General features: G+C 30.5%; 35 protein-coding genes. 30 read left to right on the top strand and 5 right to left on the bottom strand.

All coding sequences use genetic code 11. The features are described from left to right. Positions 1-437 precede the first annotated feature (437 nt). Positions 438-1,127, top strand: a complete 690-nt coding sequence (locus ACSYT2_RS10100) for a DUF4253 domain-containing protein (RefSeq protein WP_430855096.1) — start codon at positions 438-440, stop codon at positions 1,125-1,127. Between the two features lie 193 nt (positions 1,128-1,320). Then, positions 1,321-2,202 (top strand): DMT family transporter, encoded by an 882-nt coding sequence (locus tag ACSYT2_RS10095; RefSeq protein ID WP_430855095.1) that lies wholly within the window; start codon positions 1,321-1,323, stop codon positions 2,200-2,202. An 86-nt stretch (positions 2,203-2,288) separates the two neighbouring features. Here the strand turns inward: ACSYT2_RS10095 and ACSYT2_RS10090 are convergent, their stop codons facing one another. Continuing rightward, positions 2,289-2,615, bottom strand: coding sequence for a hypothetical protein (locus tag ACSYT2_RS10090; RefSeq protein ID WP_438384679.1), 327 nt, complete (start codon positions 2,613-2,615; stop codon positions 2,289-2,291). A 278-nt stretch (positions 2,616-2,893) separates the two neighbouring features. Between ACSYT2_RS10090 and ACSYT2_RS10085 the strand changes: the two genes are divergently transcribed. The 3 genes from ACSYT2_RS10085 (at position 2,894) to ACSYT2_RS10075 (ending at position 4,817) form a co-directional block, all read left to right on the top strand. Continuing rightward, complete coding sequence (locus ACSYT2_RS10085; RefSeq protein WP_438384678.1) at positions 2,894-3,022, top strand: hypothetical protein; 129 nt, start codon at positions 2,894-2,896, stop codon at positions 3,020-3,022. Further along, a complete protein-coding gene (locus ACSYT2_RS10080) occupies positions 3,022-3,279 on the top strand; it encodes a helix-turn-helix domain-containing protein (RefSeq protein ID WP_438384677.1) in 258 nt (85 codons plus the stop codon). Before ACSYT2_RS10085 ends, ACSYT2_RS10080 begins: the two co-directional genes overlap by 1 nt. A 290-nt stretch (positions 3,280-3,569) precedes the next feature. Beyond that, positions 3,570-4,817: a C40 family peptidase gene (locus tag ACSYT2_RS10075; RefSeq protein WP_438384676.1), complete on the top strand. Its 1,248-nt coding sequence runs from the start codon at positions 3,570-3,572 to the stop codon at positions 4,815-4,817. Between the two features lie 470 nt (positions 4,818-5,287). Here ACSYT2_RS10075 and ACSYT2_RS10070 read toward each other — a convergent pair whose 3' ends face one another. After that, positions 5,288-6,355 carry a site-specific integrase gene (locus ACSYT2_RS10070; RefSeq protein ID WP_438384675.1) on the bottom strand — a complete coding sequence of 356 codons (1,068 nt, stop codon included), beginning with the start codon at positions 6,353-6,355 and terminating at the stop codon, positions 5,288-5,290. A 161-nt stretch (positions 6,356-6,516) separates the two neighbouring features. Next, the gene (locus tag ACSYT2_RS10065) at positions 6,517-6,879 is read right to left on the bottom strand and encodes a helix-turn-helix domain-containing protein (RefSeq protein ID WP_438384674.1); all 363 of its coding nucleotides are present in this window, start codon (positions 6,877-6,879) and stop codon (positions 6,517-6,519) included. Positions 6,880-7,109: 230 nt separating this feature from the next. Here ACSYT2_RS10065 and ACSYT2_RS10060 point away from each other — a divergent pair, with 230 nt between their 5' ends. The 5 genes from ACSYT2_RS10060 to ACSYT2_RS10040 all read left to right on the top strand — a co-directional run bounded on the left by ACSYT2_RS10060 (position 7,110) and on the right by ACSYT2_RS10040 (position 9,390). After that, entirely contained in the window at positions 7,110-7,304 is a 195-nt protein-coding gene (locus tag ACSYT2_RS10060; protein WP_438384673.1) for a helix-turn-helix domain-containing protein, read from the top strand. Positions 7,305-7,373: 69 nt separating this feature from the next. Beyond that, positions 7,374-7,679: a transcription factor gene (locus ACSYT2_RS10055; RefSeq protein ID WP_438384672.1), complete on the top strand. Its 306-nt coding sequence runs from the start codon at positions 7,374-7,376 to the stop codon at positions 7,677-7,679. Positions 7,680-7,725: 46 nt separating this feature from the next. Continuing rightward, a complete protein-coding gene (locus ACSYT2_RS10050) occupies positions 7,726-8,487 on the top strand; it encodes an antA/AntB antirepressor family protein (protein ID WP_438384671.1) in 762 nt (253 codons plus the stop codon). Positions 8,488-8,658: 171 nt separating this feature from the next. Continuing rightward, positions 8,659-8,973: a helix-turn-helix domain-containing protein gene (locus ACSYT2_RS10045; protein WP_438384670.1), complete on the top strand. Its 315-nt coding sequence runs from the start codon at positions 8,659-8,661 to the stop codon at positions 8,971-8,973. Further along, positions 8,974-9,390: a hypothetical protein gene (locus ACSYT2_RS10040; RefSeq protein ID WP_438384669.1), complete on the top strand. Its 417-nt coding sequence runs from the start codon at positions 8,974-8,976 to the stop codon at positions 9,388-9,390. Here the strand turns inward: ACSYT2_RS10040 and ACSYT2_RS10035 are convergent. Continuing rightward, positions 9,387-9,602 carry a hypothetical protein gene (locus tag ACSYT2_RS10035; RefSeq protein WP_438384668.1) on the bottom strand — a complete coding sequence of 72 codons (216 nt, stop codon included), beginning with the start codon at positions 9,600-9,602 and terminating at the stop codon, positions 9,387-9,389. The two genes, ACSYT2_RS10040 and ACSYT2_RS10035, sit on opposite strands and share 4 nt — an antisense overlap. A 71-nt stretch (positions 9,603-9,673) precedes the next feature. Between ACSYT2_RS10035 and ACSYT2_RS10030 the strand changes: the two genes are divergently transcribed. The 18 genes from ACSYT2_RS10030 to ACSYT2_RS09945 all read left to right on the top strand — a co-directional run bounded on the left by ACSYT2_RS10030 (position 9,674) and on the right by ACSYT2_RS09945 (position 16,476). Beyond that, positions 9,674-9,916: an AbrB/MazE/SpoVT family DNA-binding domain-containing protein gene (locus tag ACSYT2_RS10030; protein ID WP_438384667.1), complete on the top strand. Its 243-nt coding sequence runs from the start codon at positions 9,674-9,676 to the stop codon at positions 9,914-9,916. After that, positions 9,910-10,086, top strand: a complete 177-nt coding sequence (locus ACSYT2_RS10025) for a hypothetical protein (RefSeq protein WP_438384666.1) — start codon at positions 9,910-9,912, stop codon at positions 10,084-10,086. Before ACSYT2_RS10030 ends, ACSYT2_RS10025 begins: the two co-directional genes overlap by 7 nt. Before the next feature lie 9 nt (positions 10,087-10,095). After that, positions 10,096-10,350 (top strand): hypothetical protein, encoded by a 255-nt coding sequence (locus tag ACSYT2_RS10020; RefSeq protein WP_438384665.1) that lies wholly within the window; start codon positions 10,096-10,098, stop codon positions 10,348-10,350. Between the two features lie 2 nt (positions 10,351-10,352). Then, a complete protein-coding gene (locus ACSYT2_RS10015; protein WP_438384664.1) occupies positions 10,353-10,862 on the top strand; it encodes a host-nuclease inhibitor Gam family protein in 510 nt (169 codons plus the stop codon). A gap of 9 nt (positions 10,863-10,871) precedes the next feature. Further along, entirely contained in the window at positions 10,872-11,582 is a 711-nt protein-coding gene (locus tag ACSYT2_RS10010; protein ID WP_438384663.1) for a Rad52/Rad22 family DNA repair protein, read from the top strand. Further along, positions 11,569-11,880: a hypothetical protein gene (locus tag ACSYT2_RS10005; RefSeq protein ID WP_438384662.1), complete on the top strand. Its 312-nt coding sequence runs from the start codon at positions 11,569-11,571 to the stop codon at positions 11,878-11,880. The genes ACSYT2_RS10010 and ACSYT2_RS10005 overlap by 14 nt, the downstream gene beginning before the upstream one ends. Before the next feature lie 11 nt (positions 11,881-11,891). Beyond that, a complete protein-coding gene (locus ACSYT2_RS10000; protein WP_438384661.1) occupies positions 11,892-12,719 on the top strand; it encodes a phage replisome organizer N-terminal domain-containing protein in 828 nt (275 codons plus the stop codon). A 118-nt stretch (positions 12,720-12,837) separates the two neighbouring features. Continuing rightward, positions 12,838-13,116 carry a hypothetical protein gene (locus tag ACSYT2_RS09995; RefSeq protein WP_438384660.1) on the top strand — a complete coding sequence of 93 codons (279 nt, stop codon included), beginning with the start codon at positions 12,838-12,840 and terminating at the stop codon, positions 13,114-13,116. 6 nt (positions 13,117-13,122) lie between these two features. After that, complete coding sequence (locus tag ACSYT2_RS09990; protein ID WP_438384659.1) at positions 13,123-13,467, top strand: hypothetical protein; 345 nt, start codon at positions 13,123-13,125, stop codon at positions 13,465-13,467. 37 nt (positions 13,468-13,504) lie between these two features. Beyond that, entirely contained in the window at positions 13,505-13,765 is a 261-nt protein-coding gene (locus tag ACSYT2_RS09985; protein WP_438384658.1) for a hypothetical protein, read from the top strand. Between the two features lie 41 nt (positions 13,766-13,806). Next, positions 13,807-14,091 carry a YosH family protein gene (locus ACSYT2_RS09980; protein ID WP_438384657.1) on the top strand — a complete coding sequence of 95 codons (285 nt, stop codon included), beginning with the start codon at positions 13,807-13,809 and terminating at the stop codon, positions 14,089-14,091. Between the two features lie 14 nt (positions 14,092-14,105). Further along, entirely contained in the window at positions 14,106-14,471 is a 366-nt protein-coding gene (locus tag ACSYT2_RS09975; protein ID WP_438384656.1) for a ubiquitin family protein, read from the top strand. Between the two features lie 107 nt (positions 14,472-14,578). After that, on the top strand, positions 14,579-14,923 hold the full coding sequence (locus tag ACSYT2_RS09970; RefSeq protein WP_438384655.1) for a hypothetical protein: 345 nt from the start codon (positions 14,579-14,581) through the stop codon (positions 14,921-14,923). Then, positions 14,924-15,451, top strand: coding sequence for a hypothetical protein (locus ACSYT2_RS09965; RefSeq protein ID WP_438384654.1), 528 nt, complete (start codon positions 14,924-14,926; stop codon positions 15,449-15,451). After that, on the top strand, positions 15,429-15,701 hold the full coding sequence (locus tag ACSYT2_RS09960) for a DUF3850 domain-containing protein (protein WP_438384653.1): 273 nt from the start codon (positions 15,429-15,431) through the stop codon (positions 15,699-15,701). The genes ACSYT2_RS09965 and ACSYT2_RS09960 overlap by 23 nt, the downstream gene beginning before the upstream one ends. After that, the gene (locus tag ACSYT2_RS09955; RefSeq protein ID WP_438384652.1) at positions 15,694-16,086 is read left to right on the top strand and encodes a single-stranded DNA-binding protein; all 393 of its coding nucleotides are present in this window, start codon (positions 15,694-15,696) and stop codon (positions 16,084-16,086) included. Before ACSYT2_RS09960 ends, ACSYT2_RS09955 begins: the two co-directional genes overlap by 8 nt. Position 16,087: 1 nt before the next feature. Next, a complete protein-coding gene (locus ACSYT2_RS09950; RefSeq protein WP_438384651.1) occupies positions 16,088-16,285 on the top strand; it encodes a hypothetical protein in 198 nt (65 codons plus the stop codon). A gap of 11 nt (positions 16,286-16,296) precedes the next feature. After that, positions 16,297-16,476 carry a hypothetical protein gene (locus ACSYT2_RS09945; protein ID WP_438384650.1) on the top strand — a complete coding sequence of 60 codons (180 nt, stop codon included), beginning with the start codon at positions 16,297-16,299 and terminating at the stop codon, positions 16,474-16,476. A 130-nt stretch (positions 16,477-16,606) separates the two neighbouring features. Here the strand turns inward: ACSYT2_RS09945 and ACSYT2_RS09940 are convergent, their stop codons facing one another. Continuing rightward, the gene (locus ACSYT2_RS09940) at positions 16,607-16,921 is read right to left on the bottom strand and encodes a hypothetical protein (RefSeq protein WP_438384649.1); all 315 of its coding nucleotides are present in this window, start codon (positions 16,919-16,921) and stop codon (positions 16,607-16,609) included. 97 nt (positions 16,922-17,018) lie between these two features. On the opposite strand from ACSYT2_RS09940, the gene ACSYT2_RS09935 reads away from it, so the two are divergent. Both ACSYT2_RS09935 and ACSYT2_RS09930 read left to right on the top strand, forming a co-directional pair. Beyond that, positions 17,019-17,588, top strand: a complete 570-nt coding sequence (locus tag ACSYT2_RS09935; protein WP_438384648.1) for a transcriptional regulator — start codon at positions 17,019-17,021, stop codon at positions 17,586-17,588. A gap of 130 nt (positions 17,589-17,718) precedes the next feature. Next, the gene (locus ACSYT2_RS09930; protein WP_438384647.1) at positions 17,719-18,333 is read left to right on the top strand and encodes a hypothetical protein; all 615 of its coding nucleotides are present in this window, start codon (positions 17,719-17,721) and stop codon (positions 18,331-18,333) included. Positions 18,334-18,393: the final 60 nt, after the last annotated feature.

Below are 18,393 nucleotides of genomic sequence, written 5' to 3'. Positions count from 1 at the left end.
TTCTATTCTACAATAAAATGGTTAATTTTTCAAATAAAGTTTTATAATGGGATTATATTTACAAAAATATATTTTTAAGGTAATATATAGATATGTAGTTTGTATAATTAATGATTGGGGAACTTTCTGTTTTGAGACTGTGAGAAGAGTACTTTTCACAGTCTTTTTACTCTATAATAAACTAGATACTTTACTTTAATTTAGATGATATGACTTAAGAGGATATAGTACCTATTATTATAAAAAAGCTTATATATAAAGGAAAGCAGAAGATATTCTATTTAGTAAATTAGAGGTTTGAAAAAAATTGAAGTTATATAAAATACAAATTGTAAAAATAAAATATTTTTGTAAAAAGTAATCTTTTTCCTATAAATTATTGATATAATATAAGGGACTTCAAAAAGTCAAAAATTTAATATGAAGGAGCGATTATTATGGGACTTGAATCTTTATATCCATTTGAATGCATAAAAGTTGAAAACCATGAGCATAAGGTAATGGGACTATTTAATGTAATGCGCGAGGACGGCAAAGCAAAAGGGTATACTCCTATAATAATTATTGAGGATGAGCACGGATTAATGGAGGAAAATGTAGTATTTGCTGAAGAAGACTATAGTTCATTCCAGGGGTTTGTTAATGCTTGCTTAGATGAGTATCCTAAATTTGATGTTAAGAGTTTTTTTGAAGACAGAAAGAAGGTTTATAAAGAAGAAGGTAATCTTGAGGATAAAGAGGGAGATACTATTTATGAAGAATCTAACTCAGTGTATCTAGGAGAAAAAGGTGAAAATATTTACCTAGCGAAGATTCCAACAGATAAAGCTTATGAAGTTTTAGCTTATGTACCTATGGGAGGATACAATGATTGTCCTGATAACATAGTTCATGTAGCTATAGCAAAGCACTGGTTTGAAAAATATGGAGCTTATCCAATATGCGTTGGTAGTGATACTATACAATTTAAGCTTGAGGATCCTATAGTTGATGAGAAGGAACTGGAAGTTATAGCTATGGAGCAGTATTTATATTGTGGAGATATAGTTTGGCAAGGGGTAGAAAGTGTTAAGAATCTTCAAAGTAGCTTAGGAAATTCTAAGGTTTGGTATTTTTGGTGGGAATAAATTAATATATTTAAAGCAGTAAGAGTAGTATATCTTACTGCTTTTTCATGTATAGAAGCTTATATGAGATTTCCTTTCCTAACTAAGTGAATGAAAAATAGATGTTAAATGATACTGTTATATAAGGGGTGTTATAGTTGAAAACCCTTATCAGTAGTGGTATATTAAAGGTATTAGATAGAAGGAGGAAGAAATGAATTTTAATAATTTAAGTAACAGGACAAAAGGGATAATTTTTATAATATTATCAGCCTTTGGATTTGCAATGATGTCAGCTTTTGTTAAGCTATCTGGAGATTTACCATCATTTCAAAAGACCTTCTTTAGAAATTTAGTTTCAGCAATAGTGGCTTTTGTACTAATTGTTAAACATAATGAAAGCTATTTTGGAAAGAAGGAAAATCAAAAGACCCTTATTATGAGGTCATTATTTGGGACAATAGGAATAGTATTAAATTATTATTCTATAGATAGATTAGTATTATCTGATGCTAATATGCTAAATAAATTAAGTCCATTCTTTGTAATTATCTTCTCAGCTTTATTTTTAAGTGAAAAGATAAAATCAAAGCAGGCTATAGCCTTAGCAATTGCATTTGCAGGGTCATTATTTATTATAAAGCCATCCTTTAATTTAGAGATTATACCTGCATTAGCAGGTGTAGGAGGTGCAATAACAGCAGCAGCAGCTTATACTTGTCTTAGAGCGTTAGGTGGAAAAGAAAAGCATTATACAATAGTATTTTACTTCTCATTATTCTCTCTTATAGTAATATTCCCATTTATGATTGCTGTATATAAACCAATGACAATTATGCAACTTATCTACTTATTATTAGCTGGAGTCTTTGCAAGTATAGGTCAGTTTGGTATAACATTAGCTTATAATTATGCACCGGCAAAGGAGATTTCAATATTTGACTATTCAAATATAATATTCTCAGCAATAATAAGCTTAGTGATATTTGGAGCATTACCAGATTATCTTAGCTTTATAGGATATTTAGTTATATTTGCAGCTTCACTTTACATGTTTATTTATAATAAGAATCTTGATAAAGTAGAAGGGAAGTAGCCATATAATATAGTTACTTTATAATTAATAGTAAAATTAAAGGAGGTACTAGCTAAGAATTTAATTTTAGCTAGTACCTCTAAGTATTATTTAACAATCATTCTTATCATTTTATAATTCCCATAATCACCAAAAGAATCATCAAATTCACCGTTACAGAATTTTGATGGTGATCCATTATCATTTACATATCTTCTTTCGATAGTCCAACCTATTTCCTCCATGGCTTTAACTATTTTAGGGTCTTCTTCAAATTGCAGCTTTATAACGATATTACTATTGCTGTAATCTAACTCGCAATATTCTACATGATAAATATCATAATCTTTTTTAGGAATCATTTTTATTTTATTCATATAAGTCTTAGTAATGTTATATGCTTTTTCTTGAAGCCTTGTAAAATCTATATTCATCTATACATCCTCCTTAACTCCATAGGCCCTATCATATCATCTTGAGCTAGATATTACAAAATAAGGTGGGGATATACCTTATCACTTATGTATAAAAGATACAGGTAAATTACCACTTAACTAATCTTAGAGAGATAATGTACCAAAATGTTAAGAAAGGATTGAATAATAAACTATTGTATGAAATAAAAATAATAATTAGTAATATAAGTTGAAGAAAATGAGGAATTTAATATTCTATACAAATTCTCGTTACATCACACAATGAGAACGTATGTTTGCATATCTCAGAAAATTTTGGTATAATAGAGTCTAATGAATTTAGTGACTTTGAAGATAGATCTATTTATTCAGATGAAAAAGAAATTATAGATTTAGAAAAACTATTAGGATGGGATGAGGATTAATGACAATTGGAGAGAATATAAAAGAATTAAGGAAGGATAGAGGATTAACACAGAAACAACTAGCTGAACTTATTGAACTATCAGATAGAACTATACAGTATTATGAGGGGAATAAGAGAGTACCATCTTTTGGATTGTTAAAGATGATTGCAGAGATGTTGGATGTGTCAGTATTGGTTTTATTAGAAGGTGAGATTAGCACATTAGATTTGCTTATAGAATTAAAAAGAAGGGAGACTTTAGGGGGCATGATATAAATGGGTGCTTAGTATGTGGGAAGAGAGTATGAGTAAATTAAGAAAAATAGAAATGGATTATCACATGTATACAGAGTTAACTAGTAGAAAAAGGGTAGTGAGTAGATTAAGTTCTATTTACTACCTTTTTATCACTTCATACATTAATAAGTCATTTTGTGTATAAAAATTAACCCAAAAGACAATATATTGACAAGTTGTGAGTAAAAAATGTCTTTTTGAACTTAAAAAGGAAATGATGGTAATTTTATGATAACATTTTCAGTGAAGGAACAAAAGGGGGAGACAAAATGAAAAAGTTTAAAAAAATATTTTCAGCAGCACTATTGTTTTGTATGATTGGAGCATTAATTCCAAGTGTACAAGCTAAAGGTGTAACAACTACACAAGGACAAGCTATTGTGGATGAGGCAAAAAAATATCTTGGAAGTCCATATGTTTGGGGCGGAAAGGGTGAATATTTAACTACTAACTCATTAAATGAACTTAAGAAGTTGTATCCAGCAGCAACTGCAGAGGGAAGATATACTACAGCCGAAAAATATGTCAATATGGGATATAGGGCATTTGATTGTTCTGGATTAACATCATACGTTTATAGTAAGGTATTAGGAATTAACATTGGAGCCGGAACGTATAGTCAAGTTAATGCAGGGGTTGCAATATCTAGAAGTGAGCTGCAACCAGGAGATCTAGTTTTTCCACATGCAGATCATGTTCAAATATATATAGGAAATGGACAGGTAATTGAATCGCCTAAATCTCATGAGTATGTGAGAGTTGTAAATCTAGGAGATGTATGGAAAGCAAGAAGAATAGAGCCAGGGGATATAGAAAATCCTAATAAAAATGGATGGACATATGAAGAGGGGAAATCATATTATTACAATAATGGAGTAAAACAAAAAGGGTGGATATATGTTAATAATCATAGTTACTATCTTGACTCAAATGATGGACATATGTTAATTGGATGGCAACAAGTAAATGGTTACTGGTACTATTTAAATGAAACTTATGGACATATGTTAACAGGTTGGATAGAAATCAATGGTAATAGATACTATTTAGATCCTACATATGGACATATGAGGACAGGATGGAATGATGTAGGTGGGAATAAATATTATTTTAATACAACTTATGGACATGCAGAAAAAGGATGGCTACAGCTCGGAGACAAATGGTATTATATGAATGAAAATGATGGATACATGGAAAAAGGATGGATATATGTAAACAATAATAGTTATTTACTTGATTCAAATGATGGTTATATGCTTAAAGGATGGCAAAAAGTAAATGACCAGTGGTACTATCTAAATGAAACTTATGGACATTGTGAATTAGGATGGGTATATGTGAATGGGCAAAAGTATTTCACTGATCCGACCTACGGAAACATGTGGACAGGGTGGCAAAAGATAGATGGTAAGTGGTATTATTTTAATAAAATTTACGGTCATGCTGAAATTAATACAATAGTAGATGGTTATACGCTAAATGCAGATGGCATAGCTATTGATAAATTTGATTAATATAAAAGCTTAAGTTTAGGAAAGACAATTTTAAAGAAGAAGGTAATTTAAAAGGAGCAAGTGAGATTTCTCGCTTGCTTCTTTTTATAATTTTGAAAGAGAAGCACTTGAAAATACAATACTAATAACGAAACAATGAAATTAAAATTATACAGTTGAAGTTAAGGATCACAAATAACATTTGAAAATAGATGTAAATTTATACAGAATAAAAGCTAGTAGATAATTATCTACTAGCTTTTTATCATTAGTATTTTCTTTTGCCGTCAAAAATAATTTTGTTAAATTATATTAATATTATAATTCTAAAAATCGTAATTGCCGATTAATCATGTCATATAGATAACTTTGTATATGCTTTAAATTAAAATCAATCCCTACATTTTAGCGTGGAATGTTGAAATGTAGTGTTGGATGGCTATATTACTAACTTTAATACAATTCGGCAAAAGAAACGGCAAAAATTATATTTAAAAAATTGAAGATATAACCCTTTGTGCATTCTTCATCATATCATCATTTACGTGGCTATATGTTTTTAAAACCATTTCTACAGTATCTCCTATCAATTCAGCTGCAGTTTTAAAGTCAACTCCATTTGCTATTAAGTTTGTAGTAAATGTATGTCTTAATTCATGTAACGTTACTCCATATTTCTTCAACTCTTTATTTACAACTTGAGATACGTATAATCCAGTGTGGGTAAATATCCTATTATTAATATCGGTAACTGCTTTGCTCTTATACTCTTTTAACTCCTTCAATGTAGAACTTGATATTGGTACTATTCTGGTCTTTTTATTCTTAGTGCTTCCAAAACCCCATAACTCACTTGATATCTTTTTCCATTGTTTATTTATAGTTAATGTCATATTAACCTCATCTAAATCACTCCAAGTTACTCCTAATGCTTCGCCCCTTCTTAAACCACATTTTACACATAGTAAAATTACTATATAAAACTTAGAGCCCTTCAATTCTTTCAGCATTTTATCAGTTTCTTCTAAAGTTAGTGCATTTTTAGTGGTCTTTGAAGGTCTTGGCATTATCATTTCGTTAGTGGGTATGATGTAGGAGGGATCATAATTATCTTTGTAATATACAAATAGTTGCTTAATTTTCTTCGTGTATGTTTCTATTGATGAAGCTTTTATCCCTTCTCCTATTAAAGCATCTACTGATTTTTGAATGTGTATCTTCTTTATATCAGCAACTTTCATATTGTGAAGTTCTTTAAATTTTGCATATGAAAACTTATAACTATCAATAGTATTATTTTCTCGATACAATTTCATATGGTTTATAAACAGCTCATACAAGGTCGAAAATAGGATCGTATTGTATTTATCATTAATTATTAAGCTTTCATTATTAATTAGTTCCTTAAGTTTTAATACTTCTTTTTCTGCGATTGGTTTTGCTTCCTTTTTAGTTTTAAAACCCTGTTTAGCTTTCTGTTTCCATTTGCTATTCACCTTGTAAGATATTATAAATTGCCAACCTTTGTCCTTTTGCCTGTAGGTAATATTATATTCCACGTTAATTCTCCTTTACTTTTATGATACATAATACGAACGTACGTTTGCATTATGTAGAAAATCTTGCTATAATAAAAAAGGTGGAGGGGTTGAGATGGAAGATGTATATTGTGAGTACATAAAAACTTTGAAAGAGATATTAAAAAGACTAGGGGATTGACCTAGTTCTTTTTGTTACTTATATATAATTTAACTTCACTTTCAAGCATTTTCATTAATAGGTTTTTAGCTTCTTCGCTCATTTCTCCACTTTCTTTAATTTGTCCAACCTCTAATAAGGTATCTATTACCATTGTCAAACCCTCAAATTGATTGACAGTAATATTATCACCTGGTTCTAACCACTCACTTACAGTAGTATTTGTAGCCTTAGCAATCTTTTCAATTGTTTTTAAAGTTCCTTTTCTCGTACCATTTTCTAATTCGCTTATGGTAGTTCTTGAGAATCCTGTTTTTTTACCAAATTGTTCTTGTGTTAACCCCAAATTATCACGACATTCTTTTAATTTAAATCTAAATTCCATAGTTAAAAACTCCTTCCTAAGTATAGTCTATCATTTGTATGTCGTGAATACAAGACATTTTAAATAAACAATTTCAATAAAATATGAAAAATGTATTAAAATAAAGACATTAACAGATAATAGAAGTAAATACAAGTTAAATTGTGTATATGGCGAAATTTGGTGAAATTAGGAATTGACGACGTCTTAAAAATGCGACATAATAAAATCAAGGCAAGGGGGTGATACACTTGAAAAGCCTTATTAAAACGAAAAGATTAGAAGTTGGATTAATGCAATATGCGGTAGCAAGCAAACTAGGAATGTCAACGCGTAACTATCAGCGAATCGAAAATGAGGGCAAAGAACCTACGGAAGAGCAGATGGAGGAGTTGGCTTTAATTTTTAATTGTGATGTCGCAAATTTGCGACAAAAGGAGGCCTAGAGTTGGAAGAATATAAGAAAACTTTAATAGAAATATTAAAAACTATTGATAGTAAAAGGAAGTAATAGTATGGATAGTCCAACATTAATAAGTAGAGAAACATTGGCTAGAAGGTGGGAGGTAAGTGTCCAAACAGTAATTAAATATGAAACTGATGGAATAATTACAAGAGTTCCTAGTATACCTTCTCCAAGATATAGTATTTCAGAAATATCAAAAATTGAAGGCATTCAGCCAAATTTACTATCTCCACTCGAAAGAAGAAGGCTTGAAGGGAAAGTGGACGAGTTGGAGGAGAAAGTTAGAAAACAAGCGGAGCATATAAGAAAGATGTCAATATTGGCAATGGAAAGTATGAATATATTATCAAACTAATTTAATGAGCAAGCATTAATAAAATATAAAACTAGGAGGGTTTAAAGTGAAGGAATTAATAAAAATTACTACAAATGAAAACGGGCATCAATTAGTAAATGCTAGGGAACTACATGATTTTCTTGAAAATAGAAGACAATTCACAGATTGGATTAAACAAAGAATAGAGCAGTATGGTTTTGTAGAAAATGAAGATTTTAGTATTTCACAAATTTGTGAAAATGGTGGTAGGCCTAAAAATGAGTATGCAATAACAGTTGAAATGGCTAAAGAGCTTTCTATGGTAGAAAACAATGAAAGGGGTAAAGAGGCAAGAGGGTATTTTATCAAGTGTGAAAAGGTAGCTAAAGAAAATATTTTTAATACAGCTCAATTATCTCCAGAACTTCAAATGTTCAATCAAATGTTTAAGGCCATAGCAAATAATGAGCTAGAGCAAAAGAAAATTAAAGCGTCAATAGAAGAAACAAAAGAAGAGATTCAAGGAATCAGAGATGCAATTACTCTTAATCCGAACCAATGGAGAAAAGATACAGCTACTTTAATTAACAAGATAGCAAACAAGATTGGTGGATTTGAGTATATAAGAAATGTTAGAGAAGAATCGTACAAGATACTTAATGAAACATATGCAGTAGATGTTAATAGAAGATTGCAAAATAAAAAGAAAAACATGGCTTTGGAAGGGGCTAGTAAATCTAAAATTAATAATATTAATCCGTTGGATGTTATAGCAGAAGATAAGAAATTAATAAATGGATATATAAATATAGTTACAAAATTAGCAATTAAACATGGGGTAGCATAAGGGACAAGTGAAATGTAGATCAACGATAAAGATAGAATGAATATCTAATGAAAAGAGCATAACAATTATAGAAGTGATAGTATGTAAAATCTGAAAGTAACAATCGTTTTTTTAATTTAAACAGAACGGATTCTTAATAAAAGTATGTAGAGATATTTGAGGAGGAGCGTAATGGATGATTTATTAACAATTAAAGATTTAGCAAAACATTGGAAGTGTCATGAAGAAACAATAAGAGAAAATATAAGGCAAGGGGTAATAAGTCCTTGTAAGGGTGTGCCTATTAAAAATAGATTTAATCCCAATTATATTTTAGAGCTTGATGGAGTAGATTTAGAAAAGTTTTCTCCTATACTTAAAAGAAATATGGAAAGAGAAATTAAGAGGCTTAAAGAGGAAAATCAGAAGTTAAAAGATATGCTTATGGAACAAGTAACGCTAGGTAATAGATGTTTTCAGCTACTAAATGAAAAGGAGAAGATATAAATGACCACCAGGGAAGAAGTATTAAATAAAGCTAAAGATTTTAAAGAGTGTTCAGAAATTTGTTTTGAATATGAAGTTAAAGATAGTGATACAGAGTTTTTTGAATATGTAATTAATTTATTAGAAAGAACTGCTCCAGAAGTACCAGTTCAAGATTCACTAATAAAATTAATTTTAAATGGCAAAGTTATTGCTGAATATATCATTAAAAGAACTAAAACAAAGCATAAATATGAAGAGAAAGTGCGAGATATATGTGATAACAGGTTAATAGGTTTTAAATCTAAAAAAGAAGATGCACAACTTATAGCTAAGATAATCGAAACTCTTGCCGGAGAAGAATATCTAACAATAAGTCATGCACAATCTATTTTGTCTGATGTGCAGAGTATTCTACCTATGATTGTAAAACTTTAAAGTCCCAATTTTGACCTATCAATAACATTGATTTTAGGTGATGGTAAATCTTTGAATTGTTTTTCTGCCAATTGATAAGCTTCTATATATTTAGAAGTTAAATCTTCAACTAAAGCAGAATAACCAGATACCTTATACTCTTGTAAATTTGAATCAATATATATTTTAGCAGATGTCATAGCAATATTATGACAAGCTGTGGTTCTATCCATAAAAAACACCCCCTTTCAACATAATTTTACCATATGTTAGGGGAAATATAAAAATTAAGGAGGAAATATAAATGAAAGCAACAGGTATTGTAAGAAGCGTAGACGAGTTAGGGAGAATAGTAATACCAGTAGAATTAAGAAGGACATTAGATATTAGCGAAAAAGATGCTTTAGAAATTTATACAGAAGGGGAAAATATAATACTAAAGAAGTATAGTCCAAGCTGTATATTCTGTGGAGAAGCTAGAGAAATTGTTAATTACAAAGGGAAGAATATATGTAAAAAGTGCCTTAAGGAGTTGAGGAAATGGTGACTTCAACAGGGAGATTGATTTTAGGATCTATTGCAGTTGTATTTACATTAGTTAGTTTCTCTATATGTTTCATAAATCTTATAGAGAGTAAGAAGCTTAAGAGCAAGTTAATAAATAGCATATTAACTATAGCAAGTATGCTTAGTCTAATATATGTGATTAATGTTTAGGAGGGATGTATGGGTATTGAATTAGTAAAGGCTAGTTATGTAACTAGAAAGATTTTAGAAAGGTCAGAAGTGGACCATAGACCATTTAAGGAAATTTTAGATGAAGAACTTATAAAAATAGGTTGTAACCCTACCGACCAAAGTAAGGGAAACAACCATAGCAAATCGTATGAGGATATTATATCACCAACAGAGGATATAGACAATGGAGAAGTTTTTGACATAAAGAGTGGACGAATTATTAGAGATTTAAGGGGGATGTAGAAATGGAGAATGCATTATTAATATCTGACTTACAAGAAGTTAGAGAAGGTTTTAAGATTGAAAATCTAGAGGGGGCAACTTGGGCATTTAGAAAGCTTAGAGCAATAGAAAATAAAGAATCCGACATAAAAGCTATAGCAGATGAAGAAATAGCAAGGATAACAGTTTGGAGAGAGTCAGAGTTAAAGCAGTATGAAGGAGATAAGCAATACTTTAGTTTTTTACTAGAAGAGTATTACAAGAATGAAAAGGCTAATGATAAGAAGTTTAAATTATCTACTCCTTATGGAAAAGTTACAGCTAGAAAGTCAAGCAAGTGGACCTATGAAGATGAAGATTCACTTGTTAAATATCTTAAAGACAATGCTCCAGAACTAGTTAGAGTTAAGGAGGAAGTAAACAAGACAGAACTTAAGAAAGTATTTAAGGATGGAATAGATAAGACAACAGAAGAAATACTTCCATTCGTAACTATAGAAGAAACTGAAAGTATAACAGTTAAAGCTGAATAGGAGGGATTTATGGATATCTTAGAAGAATTAAGAAAGCCTTTTGGAGAGAAGGAAATAGAGTGGAGGGTTCAACAATGTGGCATAAGTAATAATAAGCCTTGGGCTATGGTTTTATGCTATGTACAAGCTAGGGCAATTCAAAATAGATTAGATCATGTATTTGGTTGGAATGGATGGAAAGTAGAGTATAGGACATGCAATGGAGATACAAATATTATTTGTAGAATATCTGTTTATGATGAAACAACGAAAGAATGGATTTATAAAGAAGATGGGGCAAGCGAGAGTAATGTTGAACCTTTCAAAGGTGGGATTAGTGGGTCTCTTAAGAGATGTGCATCAAGTGGATTTGGAATAGGTAGATATTTATATAACCTTACAGAAAACTTTGCTATATGTTCACATGAAAAGCCTAAAGATTTAACAGATTGGAAGAAGGCGCAGGCAAAGGTTAAGGAAGGAAATAAAGAAGTAAGAAAGACTATATATTGGAAAGCTCCACCATTACCAGAATGGGCATTGCCTAAGAAAGTTACAGCGACAGAAGTCTCTAATTTAATTGAGGTAGGTAAGAAAGCTAATATCTCATTACCTAGCATATTGAAAGTTATAAAACATGATTTTGGGATTGATATGATAGAGCAACTTACTTTGGATCAATACAATGAGGTATCTGAAAGGCTTAACAAAAAGGTAGGTGCAAGTAATGATAAGCATTAATTCAAATAAATTTGAGGAAAGATTAGATGTAGACATATGCCAGCATTGTGATACAGAAGTAAACTTAAGGTTTGTTAATGATGTTACTAGAGCAAATATATTACTAGAACCAATAATGCTAGATCAAGTACTAGATACTATTCTAGATTATAAATATAAACATGATAGTTCTTATTATGAAAATGAATTATTAAGAAAAGATGCAGAGATAGAAGAACTTAAAAACATTATAGAGCAATATGAAGAAAATAATGAAGCATATAGAGAAAAACTTATTACTAGTTGTGGACCATTCTAGGGGGTGACTGAGTGAGTGATAACAAGAAGTATTACTACTTAAAAATAAAAGAAAATTTTTATGAGACAGAAGATATGAAGATACTTCAAGCTATGGATAATGGTTATCTATATTCAGATATTTTAATGAAATTATACCTTAAATCTTTAAAAACTGATGGAAAGCTAATGTTTAAAGAAAATATTCCTTATAGCCCTAAGATGATAGCAACAATAACAAATCATAATACAGATACAGTAGATAAGGCTCTATGTATATTTAGAGAATTAGGATTAATTGAGGTTTTGGATAATGGGGCAATCTATATGCTCGATATCCAAAGCCTAATAGGTAAAAGTAGCTCAGAAGCTGATAGAAAAAGGGAGTATAGAAATAGAATTAAGGAAGAAAGGCACAGGTTATTGGGAGAAGGGGACATTTGTCCCGACATTGTCCCAATAGATTCGGACAAACATCCACCAGAGAATAGAGATAGAGATAGAGATAGAGTAAGAGATAAAGATAATAATATAAAACTGTCATTGTCGTTGTATGAAGAATTAGGATTTGGGTCTATTAATACAGTGATTTTAAGTGATTTAGAGTTATTAGAAGAAGAATATACAGAAGTATGGGTACAAGAAGCACTTAAAGAAGCTAATGCAGCAGGAGTTAGGAATATAAAATACGTAAAAGGTATTCTTAAGAACTGGAAGACTAAAGGGTTTAAGTTAGAGAAACCACAGAGACAGAATAATAGTAAGACAAATGGATTTAATAATTTTGAACCAAGATCTATTTATTCAGATGAAAATCAAATGGCAGATTTAGAGAAAAAGTTATTAGGATGGGAGGAATAGTATTGAGCGATATACATTGGTGTTTAGTATGTGGTCAAAGAGCTACAGAACTTCACCACATAGTATTTAGAAGCCAAGTTAAACCTCTGGAGAATTGTAAGTTAAATCATATTTACTTATGCAGGAGCACCACAGGGGAACTCAAGGAGTTCATGGAAGTAAAGGTCATAAGCTGGATAGATTATTAAAATTACAGTTCCAAAACAACCTAGAAATATTGTGGGACAAGCGGTATTTAACTAGAGAAGAAATAAAAGAAGTTTTAAAGGTAGCAGATAAACCACTAGATAGGCTTTTAAAGAGTTTAATTTTACAGAAGGATAAATATGTTAGGGAAGAAGTAATAAGAGCCTGTATGGGCGGTAAGTTGATAATAGAACATATAGAGAGTAGGTAGGATGGTATGAATCCACAACAGATATTAGAACAATTAAATAGATGTATCCAGGCACTTGGTAGAGGTAATGTTCAGCTTAAGACATTAGGACTAGAAAAGGCTAAGACAGAAAAGGAATATAGAGTAAGGCAAGCACAGGAAATACTTAAACTTAAGGCAGAAGGAAATAAGGTAACTATCATACAGGATCTAGCAAAAGGAAATGAAGAAGTAGCAGAGTTAAGACTTAAAAGAGATATTGCAGAAAGTGCTTATTATACCTGTATAAGTGCAATAGATAATTTAAGGCTGGAGATAGATGTTTTAAGAAGTAAATTAACTTGGTTAAGAACTGAGTTAGGGAATTCGTGATATGTAGAAAGTGCGAGGTAATGAAAGGAGTTAAGTTATGGAAAATACATTAAAGTTTATGGAAACACTTATAGAAGATATGAAAGGCATAAGTTGGAGTATTGTTAAGATAGTTGAAGGTGAAAAAGTAGTAGAAGATGACACTAATTATTTAAAAGTAGAAGAAGGGAATATTTATGAAGAACAAGATAATTTCTATATAAAACAATGGACGGGATGTTGTGATGATGATTATTATGGAGTAATCTATTATCCAATAAAAGATAATAAATACTTGGAGATTAGTTATAGTTGTTAGTACACAATGCTAATAAATAATGTAGAAAGGATGATGTAAAAATGAAATATTGGGATTTTAGTAAGTATGAATATTATGCATTAATAGGGGCTGACACAGAAGAAAAAGCTTTAGAAGAGTATCAAAGGACAGTTGCATCAATAGGGTGCGGAGATGGAGGGTTAAAACCAACCATTGTAACGGAAGAGTATGCAAGAGATCTATTCTGTAAATGCATGGTAAAGCAAGGTGAAGAAGACAAGACTTTTGATGAATTTGTAAAAGAGTTTGATGAATATAAGAAAAGCGGTGAATCAATCACAATATTGATTGATAGTGGCTTATAGAGAGGATGATGTAAATGAAAGTTTTTGATTATATGCAACAAGAAGTTAGAGAGGTAAAAAATATAAAAGAATTAGATAAAGAATATGAATTGACTTATAACAATGAAGTTGTAAGAAGAAATAGATATGAATTTAGAGAGTTGAAAGAGAATGATAAGGTTTACAAATGTATAAAGGGATTTCTAATAGAAGTTTGTGATGGAGATGGATTTACAGTTGAAGATGAATATATAGAAATAGAGAATGGATCAATATGGTTTACACCAGAAGATAAGGATTATAGGTTTATTGGTGGAGAAATAAGGCTTGAATCTAATGATGTTGAATGGATTGAAATAACTAAAGAACATTTAGAGGAATATTTCAAAGAGGTTAATTAGATCATAATACTAAGAAATTAAGAATTTAATAGGGAATAAGAGCAAGTTTGAGTATGGTTATAAATTCTAATTCTCAAACGACAATCATTTGATAGGAGTATCTGTAGATGGAGGATAATATTTTAAAGGGACAAATAAACATATTTGAAATGGATAAAGTAGTTGAGGGTAAGGTGACTAATGAAGGTTATACAAAGGAGCAATTAGCTAGAATAGAAGAGTTTAAAAAAGAGTTTGAAGTTGACAAGGTATCTATAAGTAAAGCTAATATAGTTAATGTTTTTGTTAAATATAAATTTCCTCCTATAGTACCACAAGGAGATAGAACTAAAGCATTTTATCCTAAATGGACACATCTTATATATTTCATCAATGAATTGGGAGAAATTCTCGGTAATCCTGGCGTTGGTTATGTGGAGAACAATGAGAATATAAAGAGAGAAGGTGATTAATTGATAATAGCAATAGATCCAGGAAGTGAAGAAAGCGGAGTAACTGTAATAAGGCAATCAGATTTAAAACCTTTGGTTGCTGAAAAAATAACTAATGAAGAATTATTGGATAACTTATTAATGGATAGATATGAAAGATTAGATGAAGTAGAGTCGATAGACCATGTTGCTATAGAAATGATTGCAAGTTATGGAATGGCGGTAGGAAAGAGCGTGTTTGATACTTGTGTATGGATAGGGAGGTTTATACAAGCATTAGATTATAACTACTATAATGATACAGTTAAATACATCTACAGGAAAGATGAAAAGATGAACCTATGCAACAGTATGAAAGCAAAAGATAGCAATATAGTACAAGCTCTAGTAGATAGATTTGCACCTAATACACCTAATAAGGGAAAAGGTACAAAGAAAGAGCCAGGATGGTTTTATGGATTTAAGAAAGATATTTGGCAGGCTTATGCAGTTGGTGTTACTTATCATGACTTGTATATAAAAGGGGATGAAGCGATTGAAAATTCATGAATTAAAGATATTGTCTAAATATTTTCTAGCAGTAAAGTTAGGACTTAAGAACTTTGAAATAAGGAAGAATGATAGAGACTACCATATAGGAGACATAGTAGTACTTCAAGAGTATGAGAATGAGAAGTATACAGGAAATGAGATAAAGAAACAGATTAAATACATTGTATATGGACCATGTTATGGATTAACAAAAGGTCATTGTGTCATGTCTTTAGGAGAAGTAGGGGAGGTAATTAAGAGTGAATAAGGTAATTTTAATCGGCAGACTTACAAAGGATCCAGAACTAAGATTTGCAGCAGGTTCAGGAACAGGAGTAACTAGGTTTACAGTAGCAGTAACAAGACCATTTAAGAAAGATGAAACAGACTTTATAAATTGTGTAGCATTTGGAAAGACAGCAGAAACAATAGCACAGTATTTAACTAAAGGTAGACAGATAGCTCTTACAGGGAATATAAGAACAGGTAGCTATGATAAAGATGGAGAGAAGAGATATACAACAGATGTTAATGTGGAAAGTTTTGAGTTTGTAGGAGATAACAAGGGACAAGCTAGTAATCAAAGTAATAATGATGCCTTTGGTGGATATGGTGAAATTACTCCGGTAGATGATGGGGAGATGCCTTTCTAATATGGAAGGGCAAGTAAGCTTCTGGGATAAGCCAAGGGTAGTATTTATTGAAGATGATATAGAACTAAGTGAGGACTTTGTGGAAGGTTCTGAATGGGAGATTTACATGGAGCAGAAAGAGTATTACATAATACTTCATAGAGATATATTTCATAGTGCATATAAGAAGCATTGCAAGAAGGTTAATTTTTCAAGTTAGAGGAGTGTCTTATGAGTAAAATTGAATCAGAACTATTAGGGTTATTAGTTAAGGATGCAATAGAGGGAGACATAAGAGGAGTAAGAGCATATGCAGGGTTAATAGCGGGTAACCTTGCATATGCAAATGATACAGAAGGAGCAGAAGAGATAAACAAGGTATTAGAAGGGAGATATAAAGAGGATGGTTAAAATATATCAGATGATATTAACTTTGATTTAGAGATAATAACTGATAAATTGACTAAGGGTTAATAATATTAAGGCATATGACTTAACTAATATAAAGTTAAGTCTATAACCTTAGTTTTGTAATAAGCATTTAAGAAAAATATATATCACCGTTACCCACTATTACAATTCTATAGTCTTGCAATAAGGGAAGTAAATTATATTTTTCAGATTTAGGAGATAACTGTATTGCCTGTTTTATTACTTGATTTTGATCAAAAACTTGAACGTAAGCACTGTTATTTTCAGAGATATTTTGAATAGTATATTTATTTTCAGGTGAAAAATTGAAATCAGCAGCTTTGTAAACTCCTTCATTAAATGTATTAGCAGCATAAGCAAATTGAGTAAAACTACTAAATGATAGTGATAAGGAAATTAAAAATATAGCTATTTTTTTTTTCATTTAAATAACCACCTTTCAAGTATAATGTGGCTATTTTAATATTTTAATATTCATAAGGTGGACTACATAAGTAATTCACTCTTAAAGGAGGGGTAGAATGGATAAAGAATTGTTTAGAAAGACAGAAGGAATTTTATATAGATATTATCAGAGTAAAAAGAAGATACATACTCTTAATAATGAAATATCAAATTTAGAGTATCATAGAGAAAGAATAGAGTATGATATCAAGCATGCTAATGTAACAATAGATTATTACCAAAATGGAATAGGAATACAAGAGAGAGTACAATCTTCTCCAAGTGGATCTAGTTATGCAGAGACAGAAATGTGTAAAGAGATAGAAAAGCTTGAAAGGGAACATCTAAGAATTAATAAAAGGATATTAAAAATAAAAGCAAAGATAAGAGAGCTTGAAGAGTTTATAAGGCATATAAGTGAAAATATAGGACAACTTAACGAGGAAGATAAAAGATTTATAGAATTAAAGTATGGAGATAGAAGAAATCTACTATATATATCTATAAAGCTTAATATGTCAAAAACTACAGCATACAGAAAAAGAGAAGAGATAGTAGAGAATATAGCAGAGTATGAAGAGAATATGAAATTGTGGGAAAAAGGTGGGAAAAGGTTGGGAAACCAAGCAATTAAAAAGGTTATATAATAGTATTAGGCAATGACCTCCAATAAATTATTCTCATAGGCCCTTATACTAGAAAAGCATCTAGCAGAAATGTTAGGTGCTTTACTTATTTTACATATAAGGTTAAAATTACAGGTATAGGGGGGATATAATGGCAGATCAGATGAAAGCGCTAGTTAGAAAATATATTAGTGAATGTGAAGATATAATAGCAAATAACGACCAAGATAAAGCAGCAGAGGAACAGATTAGTATTATAGCTGCATTTGGAAACTATATTGACAATATAGAAAGCGGATTAACAAAAAATATGAAAAATCCAATGACTGGTGAGTATATTAATAGGGTTGTATATTTATCAAATATACGGATGTTAAAATGTAAATTGGAATCTTATTTGGCATCTGGATTTAAAGCGAATAACAAAGATTACTCAATAGGGGAATCTAAAAATATAGGTAATAGTACAAATACAATAAATATCGATAACAGAAATAACAATAGTAATAATAATAGCAATAATATAGAAATATCAGTATTGTTTGAAGATGCAAGAAAAAGTATTGAGGAAAACGATTCTTTATCAGAAGAAGAAATAAAGGAAGCTTTAGAAAGAATAAAAGAAATTGAAGACATAAGTAAATTAGAAGAAAATAAAAATAAAAAATGGTTTAAACTAAGGCCTACAATGGAATGGTTAGGAACAAAAGGTGTAGCAGTAGCGACAGCAGTATTAGGACTTATAACAGCTGTTATAAAAATGTAAAAATAGATTAAGAACTCTAGAAATAGGGTTCTTTTTTAATGCCTGCAGGAGCCAGTAGAA

The organism is Clostridium zhoujianii (assembly GCF_051590805.1).
In the GTDB taxonomy this organism is placed as follows: Bacteria; Bacillota; Clostridia; order Clostridiales; family Clostridiaceae; genus Clostridium.
This window is presented reverse-complemented; position numbering and strand designations above follow the sequence as displayed.